This is a genomic window from Hydrogenispora ethanolica (genome assembly GCF_004340685.1).
GTDB lineage: Bacteria > Bacillota > UBA4882 > UBA8346 > UBA8346 > Hydrogenispora > Hydrogenispora ethanolica.
The window spans coordinates 26,880-51,228 of the sequence record NZ_SLUN01000013.1; the positions used below are offsets into that span (position 1 = coordinate 26,880).

The 24,349-nt window shown below is 56.0% G+C and carries 26 protein-coding genes; 14 read left to right on the forward strand and 12 right to left on the reverse strand.

The features are described 5' to 3' along the window. Positions 1-54: 54 nt before the first annotated feature. The 4 genes from EDC14_RS11670 (at position 55) to EDC14_RS11685 (ending at position 2,546) form a co-directional block, all read left to right on the forward strand. Positions 55-267: a DUF378 domain-containing protein gene (locus tag EDC14_RS11670; RefSeq protein WP_132014477.1), complete on the forward strand. Its 213-nt coding sequence runs from the start codon at positions 55-57 to the stop codon at positions 265-267. Positions 268-470: 203 nt separating this feature from the next. After that, positions 471-938, forward strand: a complete 468-nt coding sequence (locus EDC14_RS11675) for a CBS domain-containing protein (RefSeq protein ID WP_132014478.1) — start codon at positions 471-473, stop codon at positions 936-938. Between the two features lie 117 nt (positions 939-1,055). Further along, complete coding sequence (locus EDC14_RS11680; RefSeq protein WP_132014479.1) at positions 1,056-1,370, forward strand: hypothetical protein; 315 nt, start codon at positions 1,056-1,058, stop codon at positions 1,368-1,370. A 66-nt stretch (positions 1,371-1,436) separates the two neighbouring features. Beyond that, positions 1,437-2,546 carry a deoxyguanosinetriphosphate triphosphohydrolase family protein gene (locus EDC14_RS11685; RefSeq protein ID WP_132014480.1) on the forward strand — a complete coding sequence of 370 codons (1,110 nt, stop codon included), beginning with the start codon at positions 1,437-1,439 and terminating at the stop codon, positions 2,544-2,546. Positions 2,547-2,675: 129 nt separating this feature from the next. Here EDC14_RS11685 and EDC14_RS11690 read toward each other — a convergent pair whose 3' ends face one another. The 5 genes from EDC14_RS11690 to EDC14_RS11710 all read right to left on the reverse strand — a co-directional run bounded on the left by EDC14_RS11690 (position 2,676) and on the right by EDC14_RS11710 (position 8,201). After that, on the reverse strand, positions 2,676-3,635 hold the full coding sequence (locus EDC14_RS11690) for an ABC transporter ATP-binding protein (RefSeq protein WP_132014481.1): 960 nt from the start codon (positions 3,633-3,635) through the stop codon (positions 2,676-2,678). Next, positions 3,632-4,648 carry an ABC transporter ATP-binding protein gene (locus EDC14_RS11695; RefSeq protein WP_132014482.1) on the reverse strand — a complete coding sequence of 339 codons (1,017 nt, stop codon included), beginning with the start codon at positions 4,646-4,648 and terminating at the stop codon, positions 3,632-3,634. Before EDC14_RS11695 ends, EDC14_RS11690 begins: the two co-directional genes overlap by 4 nt. Before the next feature lie 18 nt (positions 4,649-4,666). Next, the gene (locus tag EDC14_RS11700; protein ID WP_132014483.1) at positions 4,667-5,581 is read right to left on the reverse strand and encodes an ABC transporter permease; all 915 of its coding nucleotides are present in this window, start codon (positions 5,579-5,581) and stop codon (positions 4,667-4,669) included. Positions 5,582-5,584: 3 nt separating this feature from the next. After that, positions 5,585-6,514, reverse strand: a complete 930-nt coding sequence (locus EDC14_RS11705) for an ABC transporter permease (protein ID WP_132014484.1) — start codon at positions 6,512-6,514, stop codon at positions 5,585-5,587. A 73-nt stretch (positions 6,515-6,587) separates the two neighbouring features. Further along, entirely contained in the window at positions 6,588-8,201 is a 1,614-nt protein-coding gene (locus EDC14_RS11710) for a peptide ABC transporter substrate-binding protein (protein ID WP_132014485.1), read from the reverse strand. A gap of 521 nt (positions 8,202-8,722) precedes the next feature. Between EDC14_RS11710 and EDC14_RS11715 the strand changes: the two genes are divergently transcribed. Continuing rightward, a complete protein-coding gene (locus EDC14_RS11715; RefSeq protein WP_132014486.1) occupies positions 8,723-9,664 on the forward strand; it encodes an EamA family transporter in 942 nt (313 codons plus the stop codon). A gap of 103 nt (positions 9,665-9,767) precedes the next feature. Continuing rightward, positions 9,768-10,481, forward strand: a complete 714-nt coding sequence (locus EDC14_RS11720) for an SIMPL domain-containing protein (RefSeq protein WP_132014487.1) — start codon at positions 9,768-9,770, stop codon at positions 10,479-10,481. A 279-nt stretch (positions 10,482-10,760) separates the two neighbouring features. On the opposite strand, the gene EDC14_RS11725 is transcribed toward EDC14_RS11720, so the two are convergent. Continuing rightward, entirely contained in the window at positions 10,761-11,684 is a 924-nt protein-coding gene (locus tag EDC14_RS11725; RefSeq protein WP_132014488.1) for a hypothetical protein, read from the reverse strand. Positions 11,685-11,898: 214 nt separating this feature from the next. Between EDC14_RS11725 and EDC14_RS11730 the strand changes: the two genes are divergently transcribed. The 3 genes from EDC14_RS11730 (at position 11,899) to EDC14_RS11740 (ending at position 14,700) form a co-directional block, all read left to right on the forward strand. Then, positions 11,899-12,783, forward strand: coding sequence for a DMT family transporter (locus tag EDC14_RS11730; protein ID WP_132014489.1), 885 nt, complete (start codon positions 11,899-11,901; stop codon positions 12,781-12,783). Positions 12,784-12,786: 3 nt separating this feature from the next. Continuing rightward, entirely contained in the window at positions 12,787-13,449 is a 663-nt protein-coding gene (locus EDC14_RS11735; RefSeq protein WP_132014490.1) for an HAD family hydrolase, read from the forward strand. A gap of 159 nt (positions 13,450-13,608) precedes the next feature. Next, positions 13,609-14,700 carry a GGDEF domain-containing protein gene (locus EDC14_RS11740; RefSeq protein WP_132014491.1) on the forward strand — a complete coding sequence of 364 codons (1,092 nt, stop codon included), beginning with the start codon at positions 13,609-13,611 and terminating at the stop codon, positions 14,698-14,700. A 26-nt stretch (positions 14,701-14,726) separates the two neighbouring features. Here EDC14_RS11740 and EDC14_RS11745 read toward each other — a convergent pair whose 3' ends face one another. Further along, complete coding sequence (locus tag EDC14_RS11745; protein WP_132014492.1) at positions 14,727-15,221, reverse strand: GNAT family N-acetyltransferase; 495 nt, start codon at positions 15,219-15,221, stop codon at positions 14,727-14,729. Positions 15,222-15,458: 237 nt separating this feature from the next. On the opposite strand from EDC14_RS11745, the gene EDC14_RS11750 reads away from it, so the two are divergent. After that, the gene (locus EDC14_RS11750; protein ID WP_132014493.1) at positions 15,459-15,788 is read left to right on the forward strand and encodes a YbjQ family protein; all 330 of its coding nucleotides are present in this window, start codon (positions 15,459-15,461) and stop codon (positions 15,786-15,788) included. Between the two features lie 9 nt (positions 15,789-15,797). Here the strand turns inward: EDC14_RS11750 and EDC14_RS11755 are convergent, their stop codons facing one another. From EDC14_RS11755 to EDC14_RS11770, 4 genes are all read right to left on the reverse strand, one after another. After that, entirely contained in the window at positions 15,798-16,325 is a 528-nt protein-coding gene (locus EDC14_RS11755) for a DUF421 domain-containing protein (RefSeq protein ID WP_132014494.1), read from the reverse strand. A 211-nt stretch (positions 16,326-16,536) separates the two neighbouring features. Next, positions 16,537-17,178, reverse strand: a complete 642-nt coding sequence (locus EDC14_RS11760; RefSeq protein WP_132014495.1) for a hypothetical protein — start codon at positions 17,176-17,178, stop codon at positions 16,537-16,539. 21 nt (positions 17,179-17,199) lie between these two features. Further along, entirely contained in the window at positions 17,200-18,996 is a 1,797-nt protein-coding gene (locus tag EDC14_RS11765; protein WP_165907972.1) for an Rqc2 family fibronectin-binding protein, read from the reverse strand. A 172-nt stretch (positions 18,997-19,168) separates the two neighbouring features. Continuing rightward, positions 19,169-19,633 (reverse strand): hypothetical protein, encoded by a 465-nt coding sequence (locus tag EDC14_RS11770; RefSeq protein ID WP_132014497.1) that lies wholly within the window; start codon positions 19,631-19,633, stop codon positions 19,169-19,171. Between the two features lie 589 nt (positions 19,634-20,222). On the opposite strand from EDC14_RS11770, the gene EDC14_RS11775 reads away from it, so the two are divergent. The 4 genes from EDC14_RS11775 (at position 20,223) to EDC14_RS11790 (ending at position 23,705) form a co-directional block, all read left to right on the forward strand. Then, entirely contained in the window at positions 20,223-20,681 is a 459-nt protein-coding gene (locus EDC14_RS11775; protein ID WP_132014498.1) for a DUF2000 domain-containing protein, read from the forward strand. Positions 20,682-20,704: 23 nt separating this feature from the next. Next, positions 20,705-21,556 (forward strand): AraC family transcriptional regulator, encoded by an 852-nt coding sequence (locus EDC14_RS11780; RefSeq protein WP_165907973.1) that lies wholly within the window; start codon positions 20,705-20,707, stop codon positions 21,554-21,556. A 55-nt stretch (positions 21,557-21,611) separates the two neighbouring features. After that, the gene (locus tag EDC14_RS11785) at positions 21,612-22,538 is read left to right on the forward strand and encodes a DMT family transporter (protein WP_243662911.1); all 927 of its coding nucleotides are present in this window, start codon (positions 21,612-21,614) and stop codon (positions 22,536-22,538) included. A gap of 408 nt (positions 22,539-22,946) precedes the next feature. Continuing rightward, positions 22,947-23,705 carry a sulfite exporter TauE/SafE family protein gene (locus EDC14_RS11790; RefSeq protein ID WP_132014500.1) on the forward strand — a complete coding sequence of 253 codons (759 nt, stop codon included), beginning with the start codon at positions 22,947-22,949 and terminating at the stop codon, positions 23,703-23,705. Positions 23,706-23,729: 24 nt separating this feature from the next. On the opposite strand, the gene EDC14_RS11795 is transcribed toward EDC14_RS11790, so the two are convergent. Then, entirely contained in the window at positions 23,730-24,230 is a 501-nt protein-coding gene (locus tag EDC14_RS11795) for a GNAT family N-acetyltransferase (RefSeq protein WP_132014501.1), read from the reverse strand. Between the last annotated feature and the right edge of the window lie 119 nt (positions 24,231-24,349).

Consider the following 24,349-nt stretch of genomic DNA (forward strand, 5'->3'; position numbering starts at 1 on the left):
ATTGAAAATTCGGGAAAATAAGCTTCATCAAGCTTACAGAATGGAGTGGTTTTTTTGGATAGATTCGCATTGGTCCTGGTGATCATCGGCGCCTTAAACTGGCTTTTGGTGGGGTTGTTCAAGTATGATCTGGTCGCGGCGGTCTTTGGCGGCCAGGCTTCGTTGTGGAGCCGGATCATCTATTCGTTGGTGGGAATCGCCGGCCTTTACAGCATCAGCTTCTTATTCCGCGAAAAGGTGCCCAACGCCGACGAAGAAGAAAAGTAAGCCTTTTCTCCAGAGGGTGTCGACGACACCCTCTTTTCTTTGGCTCAAAATGCCTGGTTTTTTGCATATATTATCAGAGCGCCGTTTCGCAGCCTGTCCATTGGAAACAGATTTTTTGCAATTTTGATGGGCGGCTGCAACTTTTGGACTGTTCGGACGTTTAAGAATGATGTATCGGACCCCGTTCTGAAAGGAGGAGCTTGATGAATATTGCTTTTTTCTTAATTCCCAAGAACGAAGTGGTCTACTTACCGATTAAATGCACGATGCGCCAGGCGTTGGAGAAGATGGAATATCATCGGTATACCGCCATTCCCCTGATTGACGAGAATGGGAAGTATGCGGGAACGTTGACCGAGGGCGATTTGCTCTGGAAGATGAAGAACAGCCCCGGGCTGACGTTTGAGGGAACGGAAAAAATTATGCTGCGGGAGGTGCCGCGCCGCACCCAGAATGCCCCGGTCCGGATCAACGCCGAGATTGAAGATCTGCTTTCCCTGGCCATGGTGCAGAATTTTGTGCCGGTCGTCGATGATCACGACATCTTTATCGGGATCATCCGCCGCCGTGAGATCATCGAGTATTACGCGGGCGTTTCGCCGGCCGCCAACGGCAAAATACCGTTGCGGATGATGCCATCCGGCGCCACGCTCTGTCCCAAATCCGTATAACCGTTAGCCAATCATGAAGCCGTGAGGACCCAAGTCACGGCTTTTTTTATTTCCGGCGCACCACTCCTTCGGGTGAGCCGCGGCGCGCCGCCCCGGCGGTCGGAGCGACGCACCCGGATGTCCGGGAATTATTCCGGAACGTCCGGCCGGCTTTCCCAAGCCGGGGATGAACTCTGCCGCGGCCCGGGAATGCTTTCCCGGGTCCGGGACCGATACACCCAAGACCCAGGCGGGCTTTTCCGGGCGTGGGATCAGCATGGCGGAGTCCGGGAGCAACTTTCCCAAGCCGGGGACGAATTCTGCCACGGCCCGGGAATGCTTTCCCGGGTCCGGGACGGGTTGCCGGGAGCGGATGGCGGAACGGCTTCAGCGGATCGCCGGCTTTTTGGGGGAAGCGGCGCAAAGAGTCGGGACATCCGGCAGGAAAAATGATGAGCGTGGGGAAGTATGGTAGGATGGGCGGACCGAAGCCGCGTCCGAGAAGAACGGGAGGTATTGATGGAAAACCCGCTTCCCAGAGAAGTCTACCTGAAACGTACTCACCTGCGCCAGCCGGATGTGCGGGGCGATTATTTCCGCGACCAGACGGCGATCATTCATTCCATGCCTTTCCGGCGGCTCAAGCACAAGACCCAGGTTTTCTTCGCGCCGGAGAATGATCATGTCTGTACCCGGATCGAGCACGTGATGCATGTCGCCACCATCGCCGCCACCATCTGCAAGGGCCTGAATTCCAGCGGCTGGAACCTCGATGCCGAGCTGGCCTACGCCACGGGACTCGGCCATGACTTGGGCCACGCGCCGTTCGGCCACTCCGGCGAGGAGATCCTCAATCAGAAACTGCAGGGGATCGCTTCTTTCATTCACGAGGTCAACGGCTACCGGGTGGTGGAGCACCTGGCCAACGGCGGCCGGGGCTTGAATCTGACCTACGGGGTGAAGGACGGGATCATCAACCATAATGGCGAGCAATTCGAACAGTATCTGCGGCCGGTGCCCCACGAGAACCGGCTGGAAGCGATGCGCGACCGCAATTCGCTGCCCAGTTCCTATGAGGGATGCATCGTCCGCTTCGCCGACAAAATCGCCTACCTGGGCCGGGACATCGAGGACGCCAAAATCGCCGGCTTCATCCGGACCGCGGATATCCCGGAGCAGATCCTGAAAGAATTGGGCACCACCAACGGGGAGATCATCAACAGCCTGGTGATCGATGTCATCGAAAGCTCGCGCCGCCAGGGAGCGATCTGTTTTTCCGATGAAAAATTCGAAGTGGTGGAACGGCTGATCGAGTTCAACCGCAAATATATTTACAATCATCCCAAAATCGAGGCCTATAAAGTATTCGGCCAGCGGATCATCGCCGCGCTCTTCGATTATTTGATGGAATCGTACCGGAAATACGGTCGGGATTACCCGAAATACTCCGAAGGCTCCAAATTGGAGCGGGCCTTCGGCAAGCATTTGGAAGAGATGGACCAGTTTTACCAGCGGACCGGAGCGCCGCCGGAGTTGATGGTCACCGATTACGTGGCGGGGATGACGGATCTTTATGCCTTGGAGTGCATGAAGCAGATTACGCTGCCGGCGCCGATTCAGTTTCAGTAATGATGGAATGACCGCAACGGTCAGGAAAAGCCCCCCGAAGTTTTTTTGCGAGTCACGCGGAGAAAAAGGGAGTTCATGATGATCCAAAGAGCCGCCGGAGAAAATTCCGGCGGCTCTTTGGCGAACAGCTTAACTATGGACCGCAAAGCAGCTGACGAAATGTCCGCCGCCGCAGTCCACCAGTTGTGGATCGCGTTCGCCGCACTCCGGCCGCGCGATCTTGCAGCGGTTTTTGAAGCGGCAGCCGGGCGGGGGATCCACCGGGCTGGGAACGTCGCCTTCGAGCACGATCCGCTGCCGGCTGGCCTCCACGTCCGGGTCGGCGACGGGCACCGCCGAGAGCAACGCTTGTGAGTAGGGATGGAGGGGATTCTTATAGAGCTCCGCGGCCGGGGCCAACTCCACCAGTTTGCCGAGGTACATGACGGCGATCCGGTTGCTGGTATGCTTGACCATGGAGATGTCATGGGCGATGAACAGATAGGTCAATCCCATCCGTTCCTGCAGCTCTTCCAAGAGATTGATGACTTGAGCCTGAATCGAGACGTCCAGGGCAGAGATGGGTTCGTCGCAGATGACGAACTCGGGCTCCACCGCGAGCGCGCGGGCGATCCCGATCCGCTGCCGCTGGCCGCCGGAGAATTCGTGCGGGAAACGGTTGGCGTGCTCCCGGTTCAATCCCACCAGGGAGAGGAGCTCATTCACCCGTTCCTGGGCTTCGCTGCCTTTGGCGATATTGTGGACTTCCATCGGTTCGCTGATGATCTCGGAGACGGTCATCCGCGGATTCAAGGAAGAATAGGGATCCTGAAAGATCATCTGCATCTTGCGGCGGACCGGCAACATCTTGGCTGGCGGCAGCGCATCAATGTCGGTGCCGTTGAAGATGACCTTGCCGCCGGTCGGTTCGTAGAGCCGGATGATGGTCCGGCCGATGGTGGTTTTGCCGCACCCAGACTCGCCGACCAATCCCAGGGTCTCCCCCTTGGGGATGGTGAAACTGACATCGTCGACCGCTTTTAAGGTGCGGTGGCCGATTTTAAAGAACTTCTTCAAGTTGCGGACTTCCAGCAATGGACTGCCACTCATGCCACAATTCCCCCTTTGTCGGTCGGACGTTTTACCTTGGGGGCATCCTGATGCAGTAACCAACAGGCTGCCTGATGGCCGTCGCCCACCTCAAACTGGGGCGGCTGTTCCTGTTCGCAGATCTTCATGGCATAGTCGCAGCGGGCCCGGAAACGGCAACCGACCGGCGGAGCCAAGAGATCGGGCGGCTGGCCCCAGATCGGAACCAGTTTGGTTTTCGTCTCCTCGTCCAGCCGGGGCACTGATTTGAGCAGCCCCCAGGTGTAAGGATGCTGCGGATTGTAGAAGATATCCCGCAGTGTCCCGGTTTCGGCGATCTTGCCGGCATACATGACGATCACCTTCTGGCAGAGTCCGGCGACGACCCCGAGGTCGTGGGTGATCAGAATAATCGCGGTATTGACCTTTTGTTTCAGATCCTTCATGATCTCCAGGATCTGGGCTTGGATCGTCACATCCAGCGCCGTGGTGGGCTCGTCGGCGATGAGCAGTTTCGGTTCGCAGGCCAGCGCCATGGCGATCATCACCCGCTGCCGCATGCCGCCGGAGAATTGGTGGGGATACTGGTTGAGCCGGTTTTCCGGCGAGGGGATCCCGACCAGCTTCATCAGGTCGATGGCTTTCGCGATGGCGGCTTCGCCTTGGAGTCCTTTATGAAGCGCCAGGCCTTCGGTGAGTTGTTGCTTGACGGTGAGCACCGGATTGAGCGAGGTCATCGGATCCTGAAAGATCATCCCGATCTCGTTGCCGCGGATCCGGCGCATCTCGTGATTGTCCAGGGGTACCAGGTCCTTGCCGTTAAAATAGATGGAACCGCCGGTGATTTTGCCGGGATGGGCGATCAGGCGCATGATCGAGAGCGAAGTGACGCTCTTGCCGCAACCGGATTCGCCGACAATCGCCACCGCTTCTCCGGAATCCACCGTAAAACTGACATCATCCACAGCCTTGACTTCCCCGGCGTAGGTGTAGAATGAGGTTTTCAGTCCCTTGACTTCCAATAATGCACTCATGGTAATTCCTCCTTACCCTTACTTACGCAGCCGCGGATCGAGCGCGTCCCGCAGGCCGTCACCGAAAAAGTTGAAGGCCAGCATCGTGATACAAATGGATATCGCCGGGAAGAACAATTGATACGGAAACGAGCGGAACCCGCCCAAAGCGTCGGAGGCGAGCATCCCCCAGGAGGCCATCGGAGCGCCGATGCCCAGCCCGATGAAGCTCAAGAAGGCTTCGGTAAAGATAGCCTCCGGTATATTAAAGGTCACGGTTACCAGAATCGGGCCGATCGAATTGGGAACCAGATGGCGCAGGATGATCCGTTTGTCGCTGACCCCGATCGCCCGGGCGGCCAATACGTAGTCTTGCTCCTTGAGGCTTAAGACCTGTCCCCGGACTACCCGGGCCATATAGAGCCAGTATACCGCGCCAAGAGCTATCAAGACGTTTTGCAAACCAGGCATTAAGATAACCATCAGCAGAATGACCCATAACAACAGCGGAATGGAGTAGAGAATGTCGACGATGCGCATCATGTATTCGTCGACTTTGCCGCCGTAATACCCGGCGATGCCGCCATAGATGACTCCCAGTGTCAAATTGATCAAGGATACAAAGAAGCCGACAATCAGCGAGACCCTGGCGCCGTACAGGCAACGCACGAAAAGGTCGCGGCCGAGATTGTCCGTTCCGAACCAATGGTCCGCCGAGGGCGGCAGGTTGGCACTGAGCAAGCTCTGGTCGGAATAGGAGTACTTACAGAAAAAAGGGCCGAAGATAGCGGATAAAATGATGACAATGATGACACATAACGAAGCGATCGCCACCTTGTTCATTTTCAACCGGCGCCAGGCATCCTTCCAATAACTGGTGTTGGGGCGGACGATGGTGTTGTCGGCATCGGTCTGACGGCCGATCGGTTCAAACAATGCAGGTTGATTTATCATTCCTCAATCACCTTTTCCAGTCAATTTAATTCTGGGATCAATCATGGCGTAGATGACATCAACGATGAGGCTCATCAATAAGACGAAAGCGGCGTAAAAGACGGTGACGCCGAGGATGGCCGTGTAATCCCGGTTATAGATGCTGTTCACATAGTAGCGGCCCAGACCGGGGATGGCGAAGATCCGCTCAATGACAAAAGTCCCGGTCAGCAAGGTGGCGGTCAGGGGACCCATGACAGCGATCGCCGGGATGAGCGCGTTTTTCAGCACATGGCGGACGATGACCATGGCTTCGCTCAATCCTTTGGAACGCGCGGTCCGCACATAATCCTGGGCGAGGACCTCCAGCATGCTCGAACGGGTCAACCGGGCGACGAAAGCCATGGGAAAGACCGAGAGCGCGACGACGGGCAACACCACTTGGCTGGGCATTCCCCATAGCGCCGGAGGGAACCACCCCAGCTGGAAGCTGAAGATGAACTGCAACAGTGTGGCCATGACGAAACTGGGAATGGACACTCCGATAATCGCGCCGAGCATCAGCATGCTGTCCTGCCACTTGTTGTGATTGAGCGCCGAGAAGATGCCGGCCGGCACGCCGATCCCCAGCGCCAGCAGAATGGCGAAGATGCCGATGGTGGCCGATACCGGGAAACCTTCCCGGATTAAATCATTGACGGTTCTGCCTTGGAATTTGAAGGAGGGGCCAAGGTCGAGTTTTAGGATATTGACTAGATAATCGCCATATTGCTTGAGCAGCGGATCGTTCAGATGATAGCGCGCTTCAATATTCTCCAAAACCTCGGGCGGTAACTTTTTCTCGGACGTAAAGGGTCCGCCGGGAATCGCATGCATCAAGAAAAAGGTTACGGTGATGACAATCCATAGGGTTACAATGGCCGATCCGAGCCGGCCCAGAATATACTTACCCACCGTTTATCACTCCTGCCATATTGCAATAAAAGGCGGCGCGGAGAGCGCCGCCTTCGGGAAAATGAAATTTGTCTCAGTGCCGAGCAATATAAGCTTTGTCGAAGTAGACCATGCCCAGGGCCGATTGGTTGACGCCTTTGACATAGCTCTTCATCAACGTGGGATTGGTATAGAAGTAGATCGGCATGATCGGCATTTCATCCATCAGGATCTTTTCTGCGTCATGCATGGCTTTCATGCGGGCTTTTTGGTCGCCGGTCGATTTGGCGATGTCGATCAACTTATCGTATTGGGCATTGCTCCAACCGGTTTGGTTGTTGCCGCCGTTGGTGACGAACATATCCATGAAGGTCATCGGATCTACATAGTCGCCGAGCCAGCCGGCGCGGCAGACGGTATAGTTCAGGTTTTGCTGGTTGTCGAGGTAAACTTTCCATTCCTGGTTGGTCAGGGTAATGTTGATGCCCAGGTTTTTCTTCCACATCTCTTGGATAGCCTCGGCGACTTGCTTATGCTGTTCGCTGGTGTTGTAGAGCAGTTCGACGGTAGGGAAACCCTTGCCGTCGGGGTAGCCGGCTTCGGCCAGGAGCTTTTTGGCGGCTGCCAGATCGTCTTTGAAGAAATTGCCGCCCACTTTTCGGAAGGTGGCTCCTTTGGCGGCATCGGGGACGCCGAAAGGAACGAAAGCGTAAGCGGGTTTCTGGCCGCCCTTGGTAACGACTTTGACGAGCAGCGCCCGGTCGATCGCCAACGCGAATGCTTTCCGGACTTTCACGTTGTTAAACGGAGCTTTCTTGGTATTGAACCGGTAAAAATAAGTGCCCAGGAACGGAGAGTACATTAAGGTTCCGGTGGATTCGAGGCGCGGAATCTCCTGGTGCGGGACGCTGTTTTCGTCCAGCATGTCGACCTGGTTGGAATCGTACATGGTCAAGGCGGTGCTCTGTTCTTCGATGAGGTAGAAGGTCAATTTGGTTAATTTGACGGCTTTGCGGTTCCAGTAGTAGGGGTTGGGAACGTATTCGATCCGTTCGTTATGAACCCAGCGCACCATCTTGAAAGGACCGTTGCCGATGTAGGTTTTGGGGTCGGTGGCCCATTTCTCGGGGTTGGCTTCGACGACTTTCTTGTTGACCGGCAACAGGGTCGGGAAGGCGGTGATCGCCAGGAAATAGGAGCACGGGGCTTCCAGGGTTACCTTTAACGTATAATTGTCAAGGGCTTTGACGCCGATTTGGTTGGCATCGGTGATCTTTTTGGTGTTGTACGCTTCGCCGTTCTTGATGTAATACAATTGATAAGCGTATTCGGCGGCCAGTTTCGGATCGAGCGCCCGTTTCCAGGAGTATTCGAAATCATGGGCGGTGACCGGTTGGCCATTGGACCACCGGGCGGTTTTGCGGAGATGGAAGGTGTAGGTCAGGCCGTCCTTGGCGATCTCCCATTTATAGGCGATGCCGGGAATCGGCACGTCATTCTCGCCGGTGCGGGTCAGGCCTTCAAAAGCCGCTAACTCGATATTCGCGTCTTGAACGCCGGTGGAACGGGCCGGGTCGATAGTTTGCGGTTCGGTAGCATTGTTATAACGCAGCTCCTGAACCTTGGCCAGTTTCGGAGCGGCCGCGAAGACGGTTGAGCCGATGAATACAACGACAGCCAGCAATAAAAGCCATTTTGTCATTTTCATAATTCATACCCCCAATAATATTTATTATCAAAAACTAACTAAAAAACCAAAACCTTACACCATTCACCTCCTTGGTGTTCGATTCTTATTTAACTGTTCCGGCAGGCAAGAAATTTTTATGGAAAATTTGTCATGCCGAAAAATGGAAAACTACTGCATAAATATGCAATTTTCGTTATCTGATTACCAGGGATTAAACATAAAAGAATTAGACGAAACTCGCGGAATACCTGCCAGAGAAATGACATGTTTCTTTTTTTTAACATATATATTTTTGGACATAGATATGTCATGATCTGTTTTTTGGATCGCTTACGTAGATACGACTTTACGCTTTATTTTATCACTGAAAAGTCTCTGCCTAAATATTTAAGCTCGTGCTTATTGTGAAAACTGGCCATGGGAGCTCACCATCTGGGTTGTTTAACAATTTTTTAAAGATCATATTCAGGCAGGAACTAACCTCTTCGAAGCCGAAATCTGAATCAAAAGGACTGTTTTCAGGAGATCATACTCGGTTCATGAAAAAAGTGACTTTACTGATAGGACTGGCTTATTTTTGCATCTATGTCGTTTGGGGTGGAACGTATTTCTATATTAAAATGGCGGTGGAGACAATTCCTCCGCTGTATGTTGTCGGATTGCGTTGGTTGATCGGAGGAATCCTCTTTTTGCTGGCCGCTTTGGCGGCCGGTAAATTGAAGCAGCTTCCGTCTTGGCAAGAGATTGGCGGCTCGCTCTTGCTGGGGTGTCTGCTGCTCGTCGCGGGGAATGGCTTGGTCACTTTTGCCGAACAAGATGTCGACAGTTACCTGGTGGCGTTGATCATGGCCTCGACCCCTATCTGCATAGCATTCTTCGACCGGATACTCCTCAAAAAGAAGATTGCGGCCATGACCTTGAGCGGGATCGTGGTGGGCATCATCGGAGTGGGGATATTGGTATATCAAGGGGACCCCGCAGCCAGCTTCACACCGCCGCTGTTGATGGTGATCGGCGGATTGACCTCGTGGAGCTTTGCGACCAGTCTCGGACACCGCTTGAAGGTGCCTGCCGATAACCTAGTCAATAGCGCTATTCAAATGACCTTCGTCGGATTGGTTTGCGTTGCCGGGCTTTGGCCGGGACAGCCGCTTCCGGCGATCGCGTCCGCTTTTTCGGCTCATTCCTGGTTTGGACTTGGCTATCTGGCAATACTCGGGTCATTGGCCTTTATCGCGTATAATTACTTGATCGCGCATGAGCCGGCGTTGCGGATTGCCAGTTATGCTTTTGTCAATCCGGTGATCGCTACAATCTTGGGAATCGTGGTCGGCAAAGAGAAACCGGTCGCTTCGCTCTGGTATGGGTTACCCCTAATTTTAGCAGGTCTCTTTCTAATGTTCTATGGCGAAGCCCTGGTTAGTTATATCCGGCGGTTAACCGGAATAAATTGCAATGCAGACACGAGGACGGTAAAATAGTTAACGCTGGCGCCGTAGGAAATCCCCAGCGGTTTACTCTTAAAAGTTTGTAAGACTTGGTGGTACGATAGGGTTACAAAAGTATTGCATTGGGGGAAGAACAATGAGAAACCGGTTGCTGGCAGTTTCCATTCTGGGTATCAGTTTCATCATCGGTTCGATTCTCTTCGGCCTCTTCTTTTACGAAAGCCGTCAGCCCCAAAAGACCATCAGGGTTGTCGGCCTTGCCACGCGACGTTTTGACTCCGATATCATCAAATGGCGGGTCACACTCGCGCGTTCCGTCGGCCAGACCGAGTTGAAGAAGGGGTACGGTGAGATCGAAAGCGACCGCAACGGCTTTGTCGCATTTTTGAAGGCCCATGGGATCGATACCGGGGACATTACGATCCAGCCGGTAAATACCAACCCGGTCTATAGCCAAAACGGCGGGCTTGTCTCCGGTTACAGCATTCAGCAGAATCTCTTTATCCTTTCGGACGATGTAGGAACAGTGGAAAAGCTGGCGCTCGAGCCGAGCACGCTGGTGGATAAGGGAATCTTTCTACAATCTTCCAATCTGGAGTATTATTATTCGAAGTTGGATATGTTGAAACGGAGCCTGTTGGCGGCGGCTACCGGCGACGCCAAAAAGCGGGCCGCGGAGATCGCCAAGAGCACCGGTGACCGGATCGCCAAGATCGCTTCGGCGCATTCGGGCGTCTTTCAGATTACCGAACCCTATTCGACCGAGGTGATGGATTATGGGGTTTACAACACCGCCGGCCGGACCAAAGATATCACGGTCACCGTCAATGTGGTCTTTAACCTTCATTAAAAGCGTTGTGATAAACCCTGCCCGAAGGTCAGGGTGACACAAAAGCTCAGAAAAGCAAGTGATAAAGTCGTTTTAAATCTTTTTGCAAGCTGACTTCCGTTTCGAAAGACTTTATCACATGGCTTTTAATTAAAAGCAGCCTGTAAGTTGAATTCATTTCCAGTATAGCTCATGTCCCTAAAGCCAGCTATGATGAAAAATGAAGGGGTTTCAAAGCCGTCCGTCTTCGCGGGCGGCTTTATCCGGCCATAAGGCGCTGGAAATGGATGGATTATTCTCTTAAGGAGCTCCGGCGGCAATCTGGCTCGCTTTGGTCAGAAAGGCGCGGGCCTGTTTGATTAGTCCGATCTCCTCCAAGGACATGGAGATACGCAATAGATTATCGCTGCGGCTGCGGTCGAAATCATGGACGTCCGCGATGACGATCCGGGCCGCCAGGCTCAAGACCCGTCCGCCCCGGCGGCGTTGCCCGTTCCGGGCGAGCTGGATCCCGATATATTGAAGGGTTTGAGCCCGCAGCGATTCACGGTTGCAATATTCCAGCCCATTGAAGGTCTGGCTTTGGATGGACTTGGCGATTCGCAAGGCCCGGCAAAACTGTCCGCCCGCCGCCCATTTCTTGGCGATCCGGCTATAGGCGGCGGTTCGGGCTTCGAAGTTGCGGGCGGGTTCGGGATCGTGAAATCGTTCGCTCCAGTGGAGAGCCATCTTGAAATAACGGGTGGCCGGCCGGCCAAAACCGCACCGGAGCAGATTGACTCCCAGATCTGCCAGGCAGTTGACGATGGAATCGATTTCCGCCTGATTGGATAAGGCGGACTCCTGGAAACCGGCACAGAGTGTATCAACCTGTTTCAGCAAGGCGCGGGCTTTGGGACGATAATGAGATTGAGCCAGCTGCTGGAGGATGAATCCCAACGCCCGAATCCGGTCGGTCTTCCACCAACAGCTGAGGGATTCGGCAATGGCTTCATCGAACAATGCCATGCCGGATTCCGGCTCGTTTCGGCTGATCCGGGCCGCCAGAAGTCCCAGCAATTGAGCCTGCACGGCTTTCTCCACCTTGAGGCCGACGATGGCATTCCGGGCCGTGGGATAGTCGGCGGCGGCAATTAATGGCATCGTCTTTAGCAACTGCGTCCGTTTAGAGTTACTGATCTGTTCCCAGTTCAGATTGAGCTGATACAAGGGATCCTCATTCATGGCTACACCCCCATCGCGGGTACGGTGGTCTCTGTTTATGAATATTGAAATTTTGAGGAGATATGCCTGGTTTTTTCCGTCCGGCGTGAACTTTTCAAGGGTTGGCCGGAATCCGGGGACTGGTTTTTGTTATTGAAAAGGATACCGATAAAGGAAGGGACGGAGACGACGCCGTTTTCGGGGAATCGCGGCGCTTCTTCGCGGTGGGTTCATTATGGTTGGTCCATCATTAGGTAATTCGTTCGATAATTCATTGGGAGTGCGTCGGAAAGCGTTGCTGTTTTTGGCGGCCACCGCGACGCTGTGGAGTCTCGGGGGTTTACTCATCAAATCAGTGGCCTGGAACCCGGTGGCCATCGCCGGGATGCGCAGCGCCATCGCGGCGGCGTTGATGTATTTCTATAAACGGAAATTTGAGTTCACCTGGTCGAAAGCTCAGATCGGCGGCGCCGTCGCCTACGCCGCTACGGTGATTTTATTTGTGACCGCCACCAAGCTGACGACCGCGGCAAACGCAATTCTGTTGCAGTATACGGCCCCCATCTACGTGGCGCTTTTCGGACAGTGGTTTCTGGGGGAGCGGGCCAGCCGGCTCGATTGGCTGACCATTGTCGTGGTCGGCGCGGGGATGATCCTCTTTTTCCTGGACAATCTCTCGGCCGGACATTTCGTCGGCAATCTGATTGCGATCCTGAGCGGAGTGGCTTTCGCGGCCTTAACCTTGTTCTCCCGCAAGCAGAAAGACGGTTCGCCGCTGGAATCCTTATTTTTGGGCAATCTATTGACCGCCTTGATTGGCTTGCCGTTTATGTTGCAAGCGATGCCGGATGGCCGGAGCTGGCTGGCTCTGCTGGCTCTGGGAGTGGTGCAACTGGGTTTTTCCTACATACTCTACGCCAGCGCCATCAAACATGTCACTGCGCTGGAAGGGATCTTGATCCCGATTATCGAACCGATTCTGAATCCGGTCTGGGTCTGGCTGGTCTTTGGCGAGATGCCGGGGAAATGGGCTTTTATCGGAGGGACTGTCGTCCTGGTGGCGGTGACCGGGCGATGCGTCATCGGAGCTTTACAAGAACGCGAGACAGGGGTGGGCTAAAGGATGTTGCTCCAAGATTGTGCGGTGATTTTTGATTGTGACGGCGTATTGGTCGATAGCGAACCGGTCAGTTGCGCCGCCAGTATACTGACGCTCCGGGAATACGGAGTGGTCACGGATGCTGCCGAGATGGAACTGATGATCGGCAAATCGTATCAGACGATGTTGGAGTTTTATGAGGAGCGGGACCGCCGTTCGTTTGATCTGGCGGAATTCACCCAGCGGGTGGAACAGAACTATTTTACGCTGGCTGAGGCGCTTCAGCCCATGCCCGGAGTGGCCGGACTGCTGGCCGCCTTGACGGAGCGCGGCATACCGCTGGCGGTGGCTTCCTCGGGCGGGTGCCGGAAGATCGAGTTTTCGCTGGAGAAGACGGGACTCCGGCCGTACCTGCCGGTCATCTGCAGCGCGGTGGATGTGGCGCACGGCAAACCGGAGCCGGATCTTTTCCTGTATGCGGCGGAACGTTTGGAGCAACCCCCGGCGAGATGCATTGTGGTCGAAGATTCCATCTACGGAATCATCGCCGCCAAACGGGCGGGGATGCTCGCTGTCGGTTATCTCTCTTCCTTCCCCGCAGAACGTTTGCGGGAAGCCGGAGCGGATTGCCTCTTGAAAGATTTCAGCGAATTCTTTGGGACCTTGAAATACGCGGGAATCTTGTAACGCCCGTCCATGACGGCGCGGATTTGGAACGATGTTCGAGATGTTCCAACCAGTGAAAAGCATTTGCATCCGGATTGAATTCGTTTTACAATTCAGATCAAGACCCGATCATTTCACGGAACCGTTCCCAGTAGTACGCATGAGGGGGCTTCGGCTTCAATGTTGAGGGGCTTTTTCATCAATGCCGCGATCCTCATCTCCTTCGTCAGCATCAGCAATCTGATCTTTTATAAGATTGGCTTGAGTCCGCGCTCGCCGTTGAAGTACCGCCTGCTGCACGGCTTGATCTGCGGACTGTTGGGAATGGTCTTAATCGAATTTGGCGTGCCCATCCCGCCCTCCGGAGTCATGAGTTTCCGGAATATCGCCATCATCTGGGCGGCGCTTTATTCCGGACCGGTATCGGCGGTGAGCGCCGGCGTGATGATCGCCGGGTATCGGTTGATTCGTCTCGCTCTGAATTGGTCATCGCTTACGGCGTTGCTCGGCACGACGCTTGTGGTCGTGGCGAGCTGTCTCATCGCCAGGCTGCGGTTAAGGCTCTGGAAGCGCGGTTTGATCGCCGTGCTATTTCACTTGATAGTCAATACGATCATTTTTAGCGGGGTAATCACAGACGGCCGTACTTTACGGACTCTGTTGAGCTTTTATTGGATCGGAACCGCCTTGGTGGCCTGGCTGGTTTATTTATACGCGGAACGGTTGGAGACGACCAGCCGCCAGTTCCGGATCTTTAAAGAGGAGTCCGCCCGGGATCATCTGACCGGCCTGAATAATTTGCGCGAATATGAGTTGTTTTTGGCGGCTGCGGCCGAGGAGGCCAGGGCCAACCGGGAACCCATTTCCTTGCTCTATATCGACATCGATTTTTTTAAGAGCATTAACGATCGCTTTGGCCATCCGGCAGGCGATGACGTTCTCAAGGAGATTGCCGGGATTATGAAGCGGATCTGTCGCCGGGTGGATTTCATTTCACGGAACGGCGGGGAGGAATTTACGATACTGCTCGTCAATTGCCCGGCCTTCTCTGCTTTGGAAGTGGCCGAACGGATCCGGAGAACTGTGGCGCAGCATCCCTTTGAGACGGCCGACGGCGAGTTGTTGACGGTCACACTGTCGATCGGAGTCGCCACCTATCCCGATCACGTAGCGGATCCCGACCAGCTCGCCGAACGGGCCGATGAGGCGCTTTACGCCGCCAAGCGGGGCGGCCGGAACCGGGTGGTCTGCGCGAAGCGGCTTTCCCCTTGAGATCCCGCTTTTGAAGCCCTCCAATCTCAGGATCTTTCTCCATTCTTTTCAGCAATCGTACCCAGATAAAATATTGGCAGCAGCCGTCCGGGGATGTTCGATTGGAACCAGCCGTCCTGTATCGCTCCGACTTTGCGGTAAAATCCGGCGGCGTGGGGATCGGCCAGAATCTTAAGCCGGGTAAAACCGGCGGCGCTCGCTGTGGCTTTGGCATGGCTGACCAGGCGGAAGCCGATGCCTTGACCGATGTGGGGGGGATCGACCCAGAGATGATCCAGATAGAGTTGGCCATCGGCCAGAGCTAACGCATACATGCCGACCGGGACATCATGGAGCCGGGCGGTGAAGACCCGATGACTGGCGATATATTCAGGAGTGACGGTCAATTCGTCTCGCCAGATCGCGAAGTATTCCGCGGGATAGTTCCAGTGGCCTTTGGCGGCGAAAGCGATCCGGGTTAGTGTGGCGGATTCGGCCGGGTCTGCCGGTAGAATGGTGATTTGCGGCGTTGCTCTGGTCATCCTATCGATCTTCCTTTCCGTTCGTCCGATGACTATCGTTTTTTGATTTTTCCGCCGCCGGAGGCTCGGCGCAGGAATCCGGCACGACTGCGGCGAATGTCCGTTTCTATGAATCCGGTGGTTCAATGTATGAATGATAATTTTGGCAAACGCGTTAAAGCTTCGCGATTTTCCAAAATTTTTTCCGATGTATTGAATCACCGGAGCAGTAATATCGTTCAACGAGGAGGAGCCTTGATGGATAAACACTTGATCACCACCGGCTTGCAATTGGAAGGATACCGCATCGTCCAGCAACTGGGCATCGTGCGCGGGATCACAGTCCGTTCCCGGAGCATTCTCGGAAACATCGGCGCCGGTTTGCAGAGTTTGCTGGGGGGCAACATCACCATCTTCACCGAACTGTGCGAGAAGGCCCGCGAGGAAGCGTTTGAGCTGATGGTGGAGCATGCCGAGGACCTGTCGGCCAATGCCATCATCGGAATGCGCTACGACGCCAATGACGTGGCCGACGGCATCACCGAAGTCCTATGCTACGGAACCGCGGTCCGGGTAGAAAAGGTATAGCCCGGCGCTTCAATCGGACTGTCCCCGGGAAAGGCCGTTGCGGCCGCGCCTTTTATGGACTGTACGCTCCTGAAACTCATTGGATAGCACGCTGATGTTGCCGTCGACCTCCAGCACGGCGAGGTCGACTTCTTCGACGGCGCGGACGCCGTGCTCGCGAAGGGCTTCTTTCAGTTCATCCGGGGTCAGGCCGGCTTTCGCCAGGTTTTTCGGTTGGACCTTACCGTGATAGACTAAGAGGATGGGTTGGCCCTGGATCAGCTTACTGAAGCGCCGGGAGCGCAGGATCGCCCATTTTAGCCCGGCGTTGACCAGAAAAAGGACGGCAGCGGCCACCAGTCCGCCGCTGAGGGAGGCATCGTTCCCGACCATGGCGTTCTGCACGGCATTGCTGATCAGCAGGATGAAGACCAAGTCGATCACGGAGAGCTGCGCCAGCTCCTTCTTGCCGGAGAGCCGGATGGCCAGAATGATGAAGAGGTAGACGGCAACCGCCCGGAAGGCGATGGAGAACAGGTCGGAGCCGAAATGAAACATGGCTTGCGCCTCCCCAAAAAACAGGCGGATTCTCAAAAGTGAACCGGTGGCTCGGCGGGGATGCCATGACGAACCGGGCCGGATTTGTATCGTGAACTATCGATATCGGGATAAGTTTCTCGAACGCCCGGATGAATTACGACATATTTCCCCTGGTTTTATCATGGAAACAAATACAGTCATTTACCTTATCATATAGGGAAAATTCTTGCTACTTTTCCTTGCCGCCGTGCCGGCCTTGGGACGCCTCGTAAAGCAGGGTCGGCGGCTCGGCACGGACCACCCGTTCCGCCAGCCGGTACTGCTCGATGAAGGCGAGCAATTCGGCTTCACGCCGCGGCACCTCTGCGAGAGTGGCCGCGGTTTTTTCGATCTCAAAGAGCCAGGAATGGCGCAGTGTTTGGCAATGGCTCAGTTTCAGGTGCAGGCCCAGGGGTTCATCGTAGCCGACCCGGTTTTCGCCGCTAAACTCCATGAACGGCCGATGGCCCAATCGTTCCAATTCCGCTGCGACTGCCGCGGCTGATCCGCCGGCGGAGCGACCGCCGATCTTCGCGAGGATCCGGCTTTCCGCGATCTCTCCGCTGACATCCTCGTCCAGCTCCTCGCGAATATTGATCAACTTCCCCCGGTCCGGGCCTTTCCATCCCAGCAGCACTTTCGGGCCGGATTCGCTTTCCAAATAACCGATGCGCAAAATCTCGTCCCGCTGAAAGAGGGCGGGACTGTAATGGACCGTGCGCCAACGGTAGGTCCGGGTTAGGGCTGAGTCGCCAAATGGCAGGACCGCGAAGGCCTCGGCCGGGCCGGAAAAATAAAAGCGGGTTTCAACTTCGTAGCTTGGCAAGCTCATGGCTTCCTCCGGATTATACATTTACTGCGGCGGCTCCACGCCCACCTCGGCCAGCAGCTGCGGGTCGGGGGTGATGATCGCCGTTTTGAAATAATCGTAGATCACGTAGCCCGGTTTGGATCCCGGCGGCTTCTTGACGTTTTTGCGCTGAGTATAGTCAACCGGCACCTTGGTCGAGTTTTGGGCTTTACTGAAATAGGCCGCCAGTTGGCAGGCGTAATTCAGCGTCTCATCGTCCACCGCCACACCCGGCTGGGGACGGAGGATGACGTGCGAACCGGGGATCTTTTGGGTATGGAACCACCAGTCGGTGGGATCGGCCACTTTGAAGGTGAGCTTGTCGTTCTGCAGGTTGTTCCGGCCCACCAGGATGGTATGGCCGGAAGGAGTCCGGTACTGCCGGGGTTCGGCCGGAGTCTCGCGGCGCATGGCCTTTTTGGCCTTCTCTCTGGCAAGCGCCTTGGGTTTGGCCGGCCGGCCGTCGGCCAGCTCGATCTCTTCCTGGACCAGCTTCAGGTCGGCCAGGGACTGGGCGCTGGTGATCAGGCTCTCAATGCTCTCCAGGTAATCAATGGACTCCTGGGTCCTGGCGATTTGCAGCGCGATCGCCTGTTGCCCTTTTTTGGCTTTCTGATATTTCTTGAAATAACTTTGGGCATTCTCCTGGGCGGTGAGGGCCGGATTCAGCACGATGGCCAGCTCGGCGCCGTCAGGATCGTAGTAGTTGACCAAACGCGCCTCGGAGCCGCCCTTGGGAACCTGATAGCTGTAAGTGGTCAGCAGTTCGCCGCAGATCCGGTACTCGTCGCCCCGCTCGGCCCGGGCGGCTTCGTCCTGTTGCTTGGCGAGCTTGGCGCGGGTTTTATCCAACTGATGGCCGATCTTTTTGGCGAGGTTCTGTTTGGCCTCGTGGAAACGGGCCAGTTCGTGGCGGTGGTTGAAGATGGCGGCCACGGCCTCGTTCAGGTTAGCCACCGCTCCGGCGCTGAGCCCGGCGGGCGGATTCGGCACGGCCAGCGCCGAACAGTCCACCGCATGGCCTTGCGCGTCATACAGCGCGGTGGGTGTGAATTCGGACGCGGCCACCCGGCGGGCCCAAGCGGCGAAGGCCCCATAGAGGGCCGCCCGTTGTTCGGCGGTCAGCTCCTGGCAGACGGTGTCGGCCTCCAAAGCGGCGGCAGCGGCGATCTGCTTGATCGACAAGTTCGAGAGGCCGTACCAGTGCTTCAGCAGAAACTTCTCAATCGTAACCCCGGGCGGCAGCTGGCCGAGGAGCGCGGCGAAGGCGTCCGCGGCGAGGGTTACCGGTTGCCAGCGTCCGCCGGTGGGCGGCAATTCATAGGGGAGCCCGGCGGCGATTTCGCGGTCTCCCGGGTGCTTCGGTTCGGGTTTGCGCCAGGCGTCGATGATCAATCCTTGCTCGTTGGCGATGATCAGGTTGGCGCTCTTGCCGGTCAGCTCCAGCAAGATCTGTTTCTTGCTCAGCCCGCTCAAAGGGTCGTAGACCTCAAAAACCAGTTTGAGCATTCGCTCGAAGGGAACTCCCTCGACCGCCACCAGCTTGGAACCGCCGAAATGTTTCCGGAGCAGCATGCAGAAGGCCGACGGATTGACGGGGTTCTCGCGCGTTCCGTCGAAAATATGACACCGCCCGTGCTGCGAGTTCAGCGAGATCAGCAGTTTGAAGGATGCGCCCATCCCGAAACAGGAGAAAAGAAATTCGTCGCTATAGGGCTGGTGAATCTTGTCGATCTTCACCGGCAGCAGCTTATGGATCTCGCCGGCGATGCAGGCGAGCACGGGGGCGTCGAGCGGCATGGCAATGGACCTCCAGGTTTTATCTTTCCTTAGTATAGCCGGGATCGGAAGCGACGTCAATTCCCGGGATGAGGAAGGATACTCGCTACGAAAAGAAGGCATTCCGTCTGCCGCGAGGCTTCAAGAGTATTGAGGTTGTAGAATTATTGAGATAAACCCGTTCCGTGGAGTGTCATTTGAGCGGTTGGGGAGAGTTTCGCCTCCGGGCCAGGAACCATCCCAGCACCAGGGACATGACCAGTCCGTAAACGATGGCGGCACAAAAATTACTGGCGGCTGATTCCAGGGAGATCGTCACCAAATGGGGTGTCTTATAGAGAGTCGTGATGGCGTAAGAGCTGAACCAGACGAACGAACCGTAATGCATACCCTTAAGCGACAAGCAAGCGGTGCCTAAATGGGGGAGGAGATAGGAGAAGATCACCCCCAGGGTGCCGGCGAAACCAGTGTAGACGATCAAAGCGAAACAAGTCTCCCAGAACCCCCGGGGCATTCTGCCAAAGGAAAGAACCCCGGCAAAGTCGATATAGCGCAGGATGTGCGCCTTCAATATGAGAATCACCAGCAGATTGACGGCGATGGCGGCGACGCCCCCGGCCAATCCGGCCAGTAAACCGTGGAGGTATTTGTCGTTCATCTTCTACTCCTGCGGGAGAAGGTTATGCCTGGCTATTATCTCTCAAATGGGCGCCGATTAATCATTTTGGACCGGAAATGAAAGTGCGGTTTGAGCATTTTGGTTCGCAACGCTTGCCGAACCACGGGCAAGGACTGCGCAACCCTGGGCGGGTGCCGCGCAATTTGCCGCAACCGTTGCGGAAAACTTCGGAAGGATTGCGGAAGGCCGCGCCAGTTCCGCGTAGCCGGAGGCGACCCCTGCGGAAACTTCGGCCGGAACCGCGCAACGGGCCGCAGGGTTTGCCGCGGATTGTGGAAGGGGTGCGGTTTGAAGCGCGGTCTTCACTGCGTCGAAATTGGTTCATAAGGTTAGGTATAAGGTCGCGGCCTCATCTTGTGCCGTGGAAGGTTTACTTTGGCGTGTTTCATTCAGCGACCCAGATCCCGAAGTTTGACGTTCTTCTGGAAAGAGCAATTTTCTTCAAGACTTGGGCCCGGCGCTCTTTATATAATAGAAGCAAGCAGCGAATCTTGTTTCTTTAGAGACTAGGCATATCCGGTCCCTCCCGCGGGACCGTCTGCCTGCAGGACAAGGAGAACCGGTTCCAATGAACGAATCTGTAGAAACCATCCCGGCGAAAACCGGAGCCGGATCGCAAATCATCCCGACGCGTTGCGTCATCATCTTGGATCAAGAACTGCCGGTCGGCCGGGCGGTCAACGCCGCCGCCGTCATCGCGCTGACCATCGGGCAGCGCCATCCGGTGCTGGTGGGAGAGCCCTTGGTTGATGGCGCCGGTTTCGCTCACCCCGGGCTGATCCCCATCGGCATCGCGGTGCTGGCCGCTTCCCGTTCCGAACTGGGAGAGATCCGCCGCAAAGGGCTGGAGACCGGCTGCGATGTGATCGATTTTCCAGTCGAAGGACAGCAGACCACCGATTATCAGGCCTTCCGGGAGGCGGTGGCCGGCATTGAACCCGAGGCCATTCAATATGCCGGGGTCGCCCTGGTCGGCCAGAAAAAAGCGGTCCGCAAAATCGTCGGCAATCTGGGGCTGCTGAAATGACAGCCGGCCCGGAGCGGCCCGGCATGCTCGATATACCAGGAGTGTTGATGATGGAGTTCAAGGAATGGAGCAAACTGGGGTATGACCCGCAATTGGGTCTGGAGTCGTACCAGGCCGTCTGCATCAAACACGGTTTCCCTTCGCATATGCATGATTACTATGTCTTCTGCTACATTGAGAAAGGGCTGCAATCGTTCTTGTATCGCAAGGCCAAATACCTGACTCCGCCGGGCGGTCTGATCCTGTTGAATCCGGGAGACGCTCACACCGGGGAGCCGGCCGACGTGAGAGGCTTCGAGTACCGGGCCGTTTATCCCACCGTTCGTCATCTGCAGGAAGCCGTCTACGAGCTGAGCGGCAAATGGCGGGACGCTCCCTTCTTCCCCGAAGTGCGGGTGGACGATCCCGGATTGGCCGGCGCGATGCGCGCCTTGCACCAGTCCCTGGTCGCGGAGACGCCGCCGCTCAAACGGGAGTCGTTGTTCCTGATGGTTTTGACCCGGGTGATCCGGCAGTACGCCGCGAGCAATCACGCCTTGCCAACGCCGGGCCGAGAGCCGAACGCGGTGAAACGGGCGTGCCAGTATATTCACGATCATGCCGCCGAGGGGATTACCCTGACCGAGGTCGCCGAATCCGTCCATCTGAGCAGGTATTATTTTTTGCGGGTCTTTCACGACGCCATTGGCATGCCGCCCCATGCTTATCTGGAGAGCGTGCGGATCGGCAAGGCCCGGCGGCTCTTGGAGAAGGGGCTGCCGTTGAACCGGGTGGCCCAGGAATCGGGGTTCAGCGATCAGAGCCATTTCACCAACCGCTTCAAGCGCCTGATCGGTGTGACACCGGGCCAATATGCCCACCAGTTCCGGTCCTGAGGCGGGGTGCCAGCGGCTTCGTCCTGGGATACCATCGTCCGGCTAGGAGGATCCCATGTTCGCCAAACCTGTTGTTCGCATGCGCGGACTTAAACTGAAAGAATTTTTACAGGAAAAGACCTATCTGTTGGCGGTGATCGGAGCGGTGCTCATCTGGAGCACTTCCTTCGTGGCGACGAAAATCGCGCTCTGGACCGTTCCCCCTTTTACTTTGGGCGCCCTGCGGTTCCTGGTGGCCGGGATCGTCTTGGCGGTCTTCCTCGCGCTCCAGCGCGGCCTGGTCTGGCCGAGGCGGCAAGACTTGGGACACCTGGTGCTCAGCGGGGTACTGGGGATTACCATCTATTTCGCTCTGGAAAACCTGGGCGTGAAACTGGCCACCGCGGCGGATGCCGCATTGATTGTGGCGGCCTATCCCGCCATCACCATGCTGCTGGAGTCGTTGCTGTACCGGGTCGCAGTCTCGCGGATCCGCTTTTTCGGCGTAGGGCTGGCGCTCCTCGGAGTGTATCTGGTCGTTGGCGAGAGTTCGAGCCTGGGCGGACCGTACCGTTTTCGCGGCGATCTCATTCTGGTGGCAACGGGAATCGTCTGGTCCTTTTATAATTTTGTCACCCGCAAGGTGGCCAACGAATACCCCGCGCTCCTCGTCACTTTTTATCAGACCATTGCCGGGGCGATCGCCTTTCTGCCGCTGGCGCTGCTGGAGCGGGCTCAATGGCAGGCGCCCGCCGGAGCATCATGGCTGGCCCTGTTGTACCTGGCAATCTTCTGTTCACTGCTGGGCTTCCTGCTCTACGCTTATGGCTTGAAACGGTTGACCTCCAGCGCCGCGGTGACGCTGATGAACCTGGTCCCGGTCTTCGGCGTCCTCTGTTCCGTCTTTTTGCTCGGGGAAACCTTGAGTCTCCTCCAATGCGGCGGTGGCTTGATCGTCATCGCCGGAATTATCCTCGGAGTTCGTCAGGCAAGCGAGCGATGACCCGGTTCCTTGCTGCGTATCAGTTAGCCTGAGATAGTCGCCTCTTGGCGAGGCGCGGTTTGGCTCCGTCCTTGCAATGGCTTTTGGTCGAAGCTCCCTCGCAAACACGCTTCTGCTTCACCAACGCCCGGCACTTCCCGGCATTCTCCCCGGCAGCCCTCACCCACCCATCCACCGGCCCTCGAAAATTGATACGCATTGTTCATCGAAGCGGCGCAGGATTTTAGGAGACCGGTCCGAATACCCTCTGGGATCAGAGAATTTCAAATTACCATAACATTCCCTTCGCCATACAATATATAGTGAGTAACCCGGATATATCATTCAATATATTGTATAGCGAAGCTTTTTCGAAGAGATTTGAAATTCTCTCGGATACGACAAGATGAGGGAAGGCTTTTCAAAAACATGTTTCAGGCATTGCAATCGTTGCACTTAAGCCCCATTGAATGGGGATTGGGCGCGTTTTGCGCCCTGTTGTTCGGGTTCTCCAAGACCGGCATCAATGGCGTCAGCACGCTGGCGATTCCGATTATGGCCGCAATCTTCGGCGGCAAGACTTCGGCCGGGGTGGTGCTGCCGATGCTGATCACCGGCGATCTGATGGCGGTACGGCATTACAGCCGGCATGCCAATTGGTCGCATATCCGGCGGCTGATCCCCTGGACCCTGGGCGGACTGGTCATCGGGCTCCTGGTGGGGCGGGCCATTAATGACCGGCAATTCAAAGCGGTCATCGCCATCTCGGTCCTGGTCTGTCTGGGATTGATGGTCTGGTTGGAACGGAACCGGGAAACTTTGCAGGTTCCCGATCATTGGGGATTCGCGGCAGCCATGGGCCTGGCGGGCGGGTTTACCACCATGATCGGCAATGCGGCCGGCCCGGTGATGACCCTCTACTTTCTGTCGATGCGCTTATCGAAATATGATTTCATCGGCACCGGGGCTTGGTTCTTCGCCCTGGTCAATCTGACCAAACTCCCGTTGCAGATCTTTTTCTGGCAGGCGATCTCTCCGGCGACGCTGGCCTTCAATGCGGTCATGATTCCGGGAATCGTGGCTGGAGCAGTGCTGGGAATCTGGGTGGTCCGGCGCATTCCGGAGCGGCCGTTCCGGGTCGCGGTGATGATCCTGACGGTGGCGGCAGCGGTGAAGCTTTTATTTTAACGCGAGTCAAACGTTAAAGCTTTTTCATAAATATTCGCTTTCCAGAATCGACAGGACGATCAAGGAGCAATATTCGCCGTTCAGATAAATGCATTCCCGCAATGTTCCTTCTGCCTGGAATCCCAAGGCTTTATAGAGATGGAGGGCCCGCGGATTGTTTTCCCGGACATCGAGCCAGAGCCGGTGAACTCCCAGAGTCTCAAAGGCCAGTTTTTTGATGAAAAGCAGCGCCGCCCGCCCGTATCCTTTGCCTTTATCCGTGATGACGATCCGGCGTAATTCCAGGGCGCGATTTTGGTTTTCCAACCCGGCCAGGATGGTATACCCGACGCGCCTGCCGTCCCCCGTGTGAATGATCTGATGGGAAAGATCGCTCTCAATCAGCGAACGGAGATGTTCATCCCTTGACCATTGGCCGACATACGGAGCATTCTCGGCATCCCGTTCGGCGCCGAGAACGAAGTCGATATCCTCCACCCTCGTGTTTCGTAGCGTGATGCGCCCCACATCCGACAAGGATTCCATCGTTAGCACCTCCTGATTCTTCGGAGTAAAACCATCCGGCGGATTTACTTCCAATCCTATCATAATCGTTGCTCTTCCGAAAGGAGAACAGGGAACGATTCATTGTGTTTTGTGTGAAA

Excerpts from the sequence above, each read along its gene's own strand:
- EDC14_RS11675 (WP_132014478.1), top strand. The coding sequence starts at position 471 with ATGAATATTGCTTTTTTCTTAATTCCCAAGAACGAAGTGGTCTACTTA.
- EDC14_RS11680 (WP_132014479.1), top strand. The coding sequence starts at position 1,056 with ATGTCCGGGAATTATTCCGGAACGTCCGGCCGGCTTTCCCAAGCCGGG.
- EDC14_RS11685 (WP_132014480.1), top strand. The coding sequence starts at position 1,437 with ATGGAAAACCCGCTTCCCAGAGAAGTCTACCTGAAACGTACTCACCTG.
- EDC14_RS11690 (WP_132014481.1), bottom strand. The coding sequence starts at position 3,635 with ATGAGTGGCAGTCCATTGCTGGAAGTCCGCAACTTGAAGAAGTTCTTT.
- EDC14_RS11695 (WP_132014482.1), bottom strand. The coding sequence starts at position 4,648 with ATGAGTGCATTATTGGAAGTCAAGGGACTGAAAACCTCATTCTACACC.
- EDC14_RS11700 (WP_132014483.1), bottom strand. The coding sequence starts at position 5,581 with ATGATAAATCAACCTGCATTGTTTGAACCGATCGGCCGTCAGACCGAT.
- EDC14_RS11710 (WP_132014485.1), bottom strand. The coding sequence starts at position 8,201 with ATGAAAATGACAAAATGGCTTTTATTGCTGGCTGTCGTTGTATTCATC.
- EDC14_RS11715 (WP_132014486.1), top strand. The coding sequence starts at position 8,723 with ATGAAAAAAGTGACTTTACTGATAGGACTGGCTTATTTTTGCATCTAT.
- EDC14_RS11720 (WP_132014487.1), top strand. The coding sequence starts at position 9,768 with ATGAGAAACCGGTTGCTGGCAGTTTCCATTCTGGGTATCAGTTTCATC.
- EDC14_RS11725 (WP_132014488.1), bottom strand. The coding sequence starts at position 11,684 with ATGAATGAGGATCCCTTGTATCAGCTCAATCTGAACTGGGAACAGATC.
- EDC14_RS11730 (WP_132014489.1), top strand. The coding sequence starts at position 11,899 with ATGGTTGGTCCATCATTAGGTAATTCGTTCGATAATTCATTGGGAGTG.
- EDC14_RS11735 (WP_132014490.1), top strand. The coding sequence starts at position 12,787 with ATGTTGCTCCAAGATTGTGCGGTGATTTTTGATTGTGACGGCGTATTG.
- EDC14_RS11740 (WP_132014491.1), top strand. The coding sequence starts at position 13,609 with ATGTTGAGGGGCTTTTTCATCAATGCCGCGATCCTCATCTCCTTCGTC.
- EDC14_RS11745 (WP_132014492.1), bottom strand. The coding sequence starts at position 15,221 with ATGACCAGAGCAACGCCGCAAATCACCATTCTACCGGCAGACCCGGCC.
- EDC14_RS11750 (WP_132014493.1), top strand. The coding sequence starts at position 15,459 with ATGGATAAACACTTGATCACCACCGGCTTGCAATTGGAAGGATACCGC.
- EDC14_RS11755 (WP_132014494.1), bottom strand. The coding sequence starts at position 16,325 with ATGTTTCATTTCGGCTCCGACCTGTTCTCCATCGCCTTCCGGGCGGTT.
- EDC14_RS11760 (WP_132014495.1), bottom strand. The coding sequence starts at position 17,178 with ATGAGCTTGCCAAGCTACGAAGTTGAAACCCGCTTTTATTTTTCCGGC.
- EDC14_RS11765 (WP_165907972.1), bottom strand. The coding sequence starts at position 18,996 with ATGCCGCTCGACGCCCCCGTGCTCGCCTGCATCGCCGGCGAGATCCAT.
- EDC14_RS11770 (WP_132014497.1), bottom strand. The coding sequence starts at position 19,633 with ATGAACGACAAATACCTCCACGGTTTACTGGCCGGATTGGCCGGGGGC.
- EDC14_RS11775 (WP_132014498.1), top strand. The coding sequence starts at position 20,223 with ATGAACGAATCTGTAGAAACCATCCCGGCGAAAACCGGAGCCGGATCG.
- EDC14_RS11780 (WP_165907973.1), top strand. The coding sequence starts at position 20,705 with ATGCTCGATATACCAGGAGTGTTGATGATGGAGTTCAAGGAATGGAGC.
- EDC14_RS11785 (WP_243662911.1), top strand. The coding sequence starts at position 21,612 with ATGTTCGCCAAACCTGTTGTTCGCATGCGCGGACTTAAACTGAAAGAA.
- EDC14_RS11790 (WP_132014500.1), top strand. The coding sequence starts at position 22,947 with ATGTTTCAGGCATTGCAATCGTTGCACTTAAGCCCCATTGAATGGGGA.
- EDC14_RS11795 (WP_132014501.1), bottom strand. The coding sequence starts at position 24,230 with ATGGAATCCTTGTCGGATGTGGGGCGCATCACGCTACGAAACACGAGG.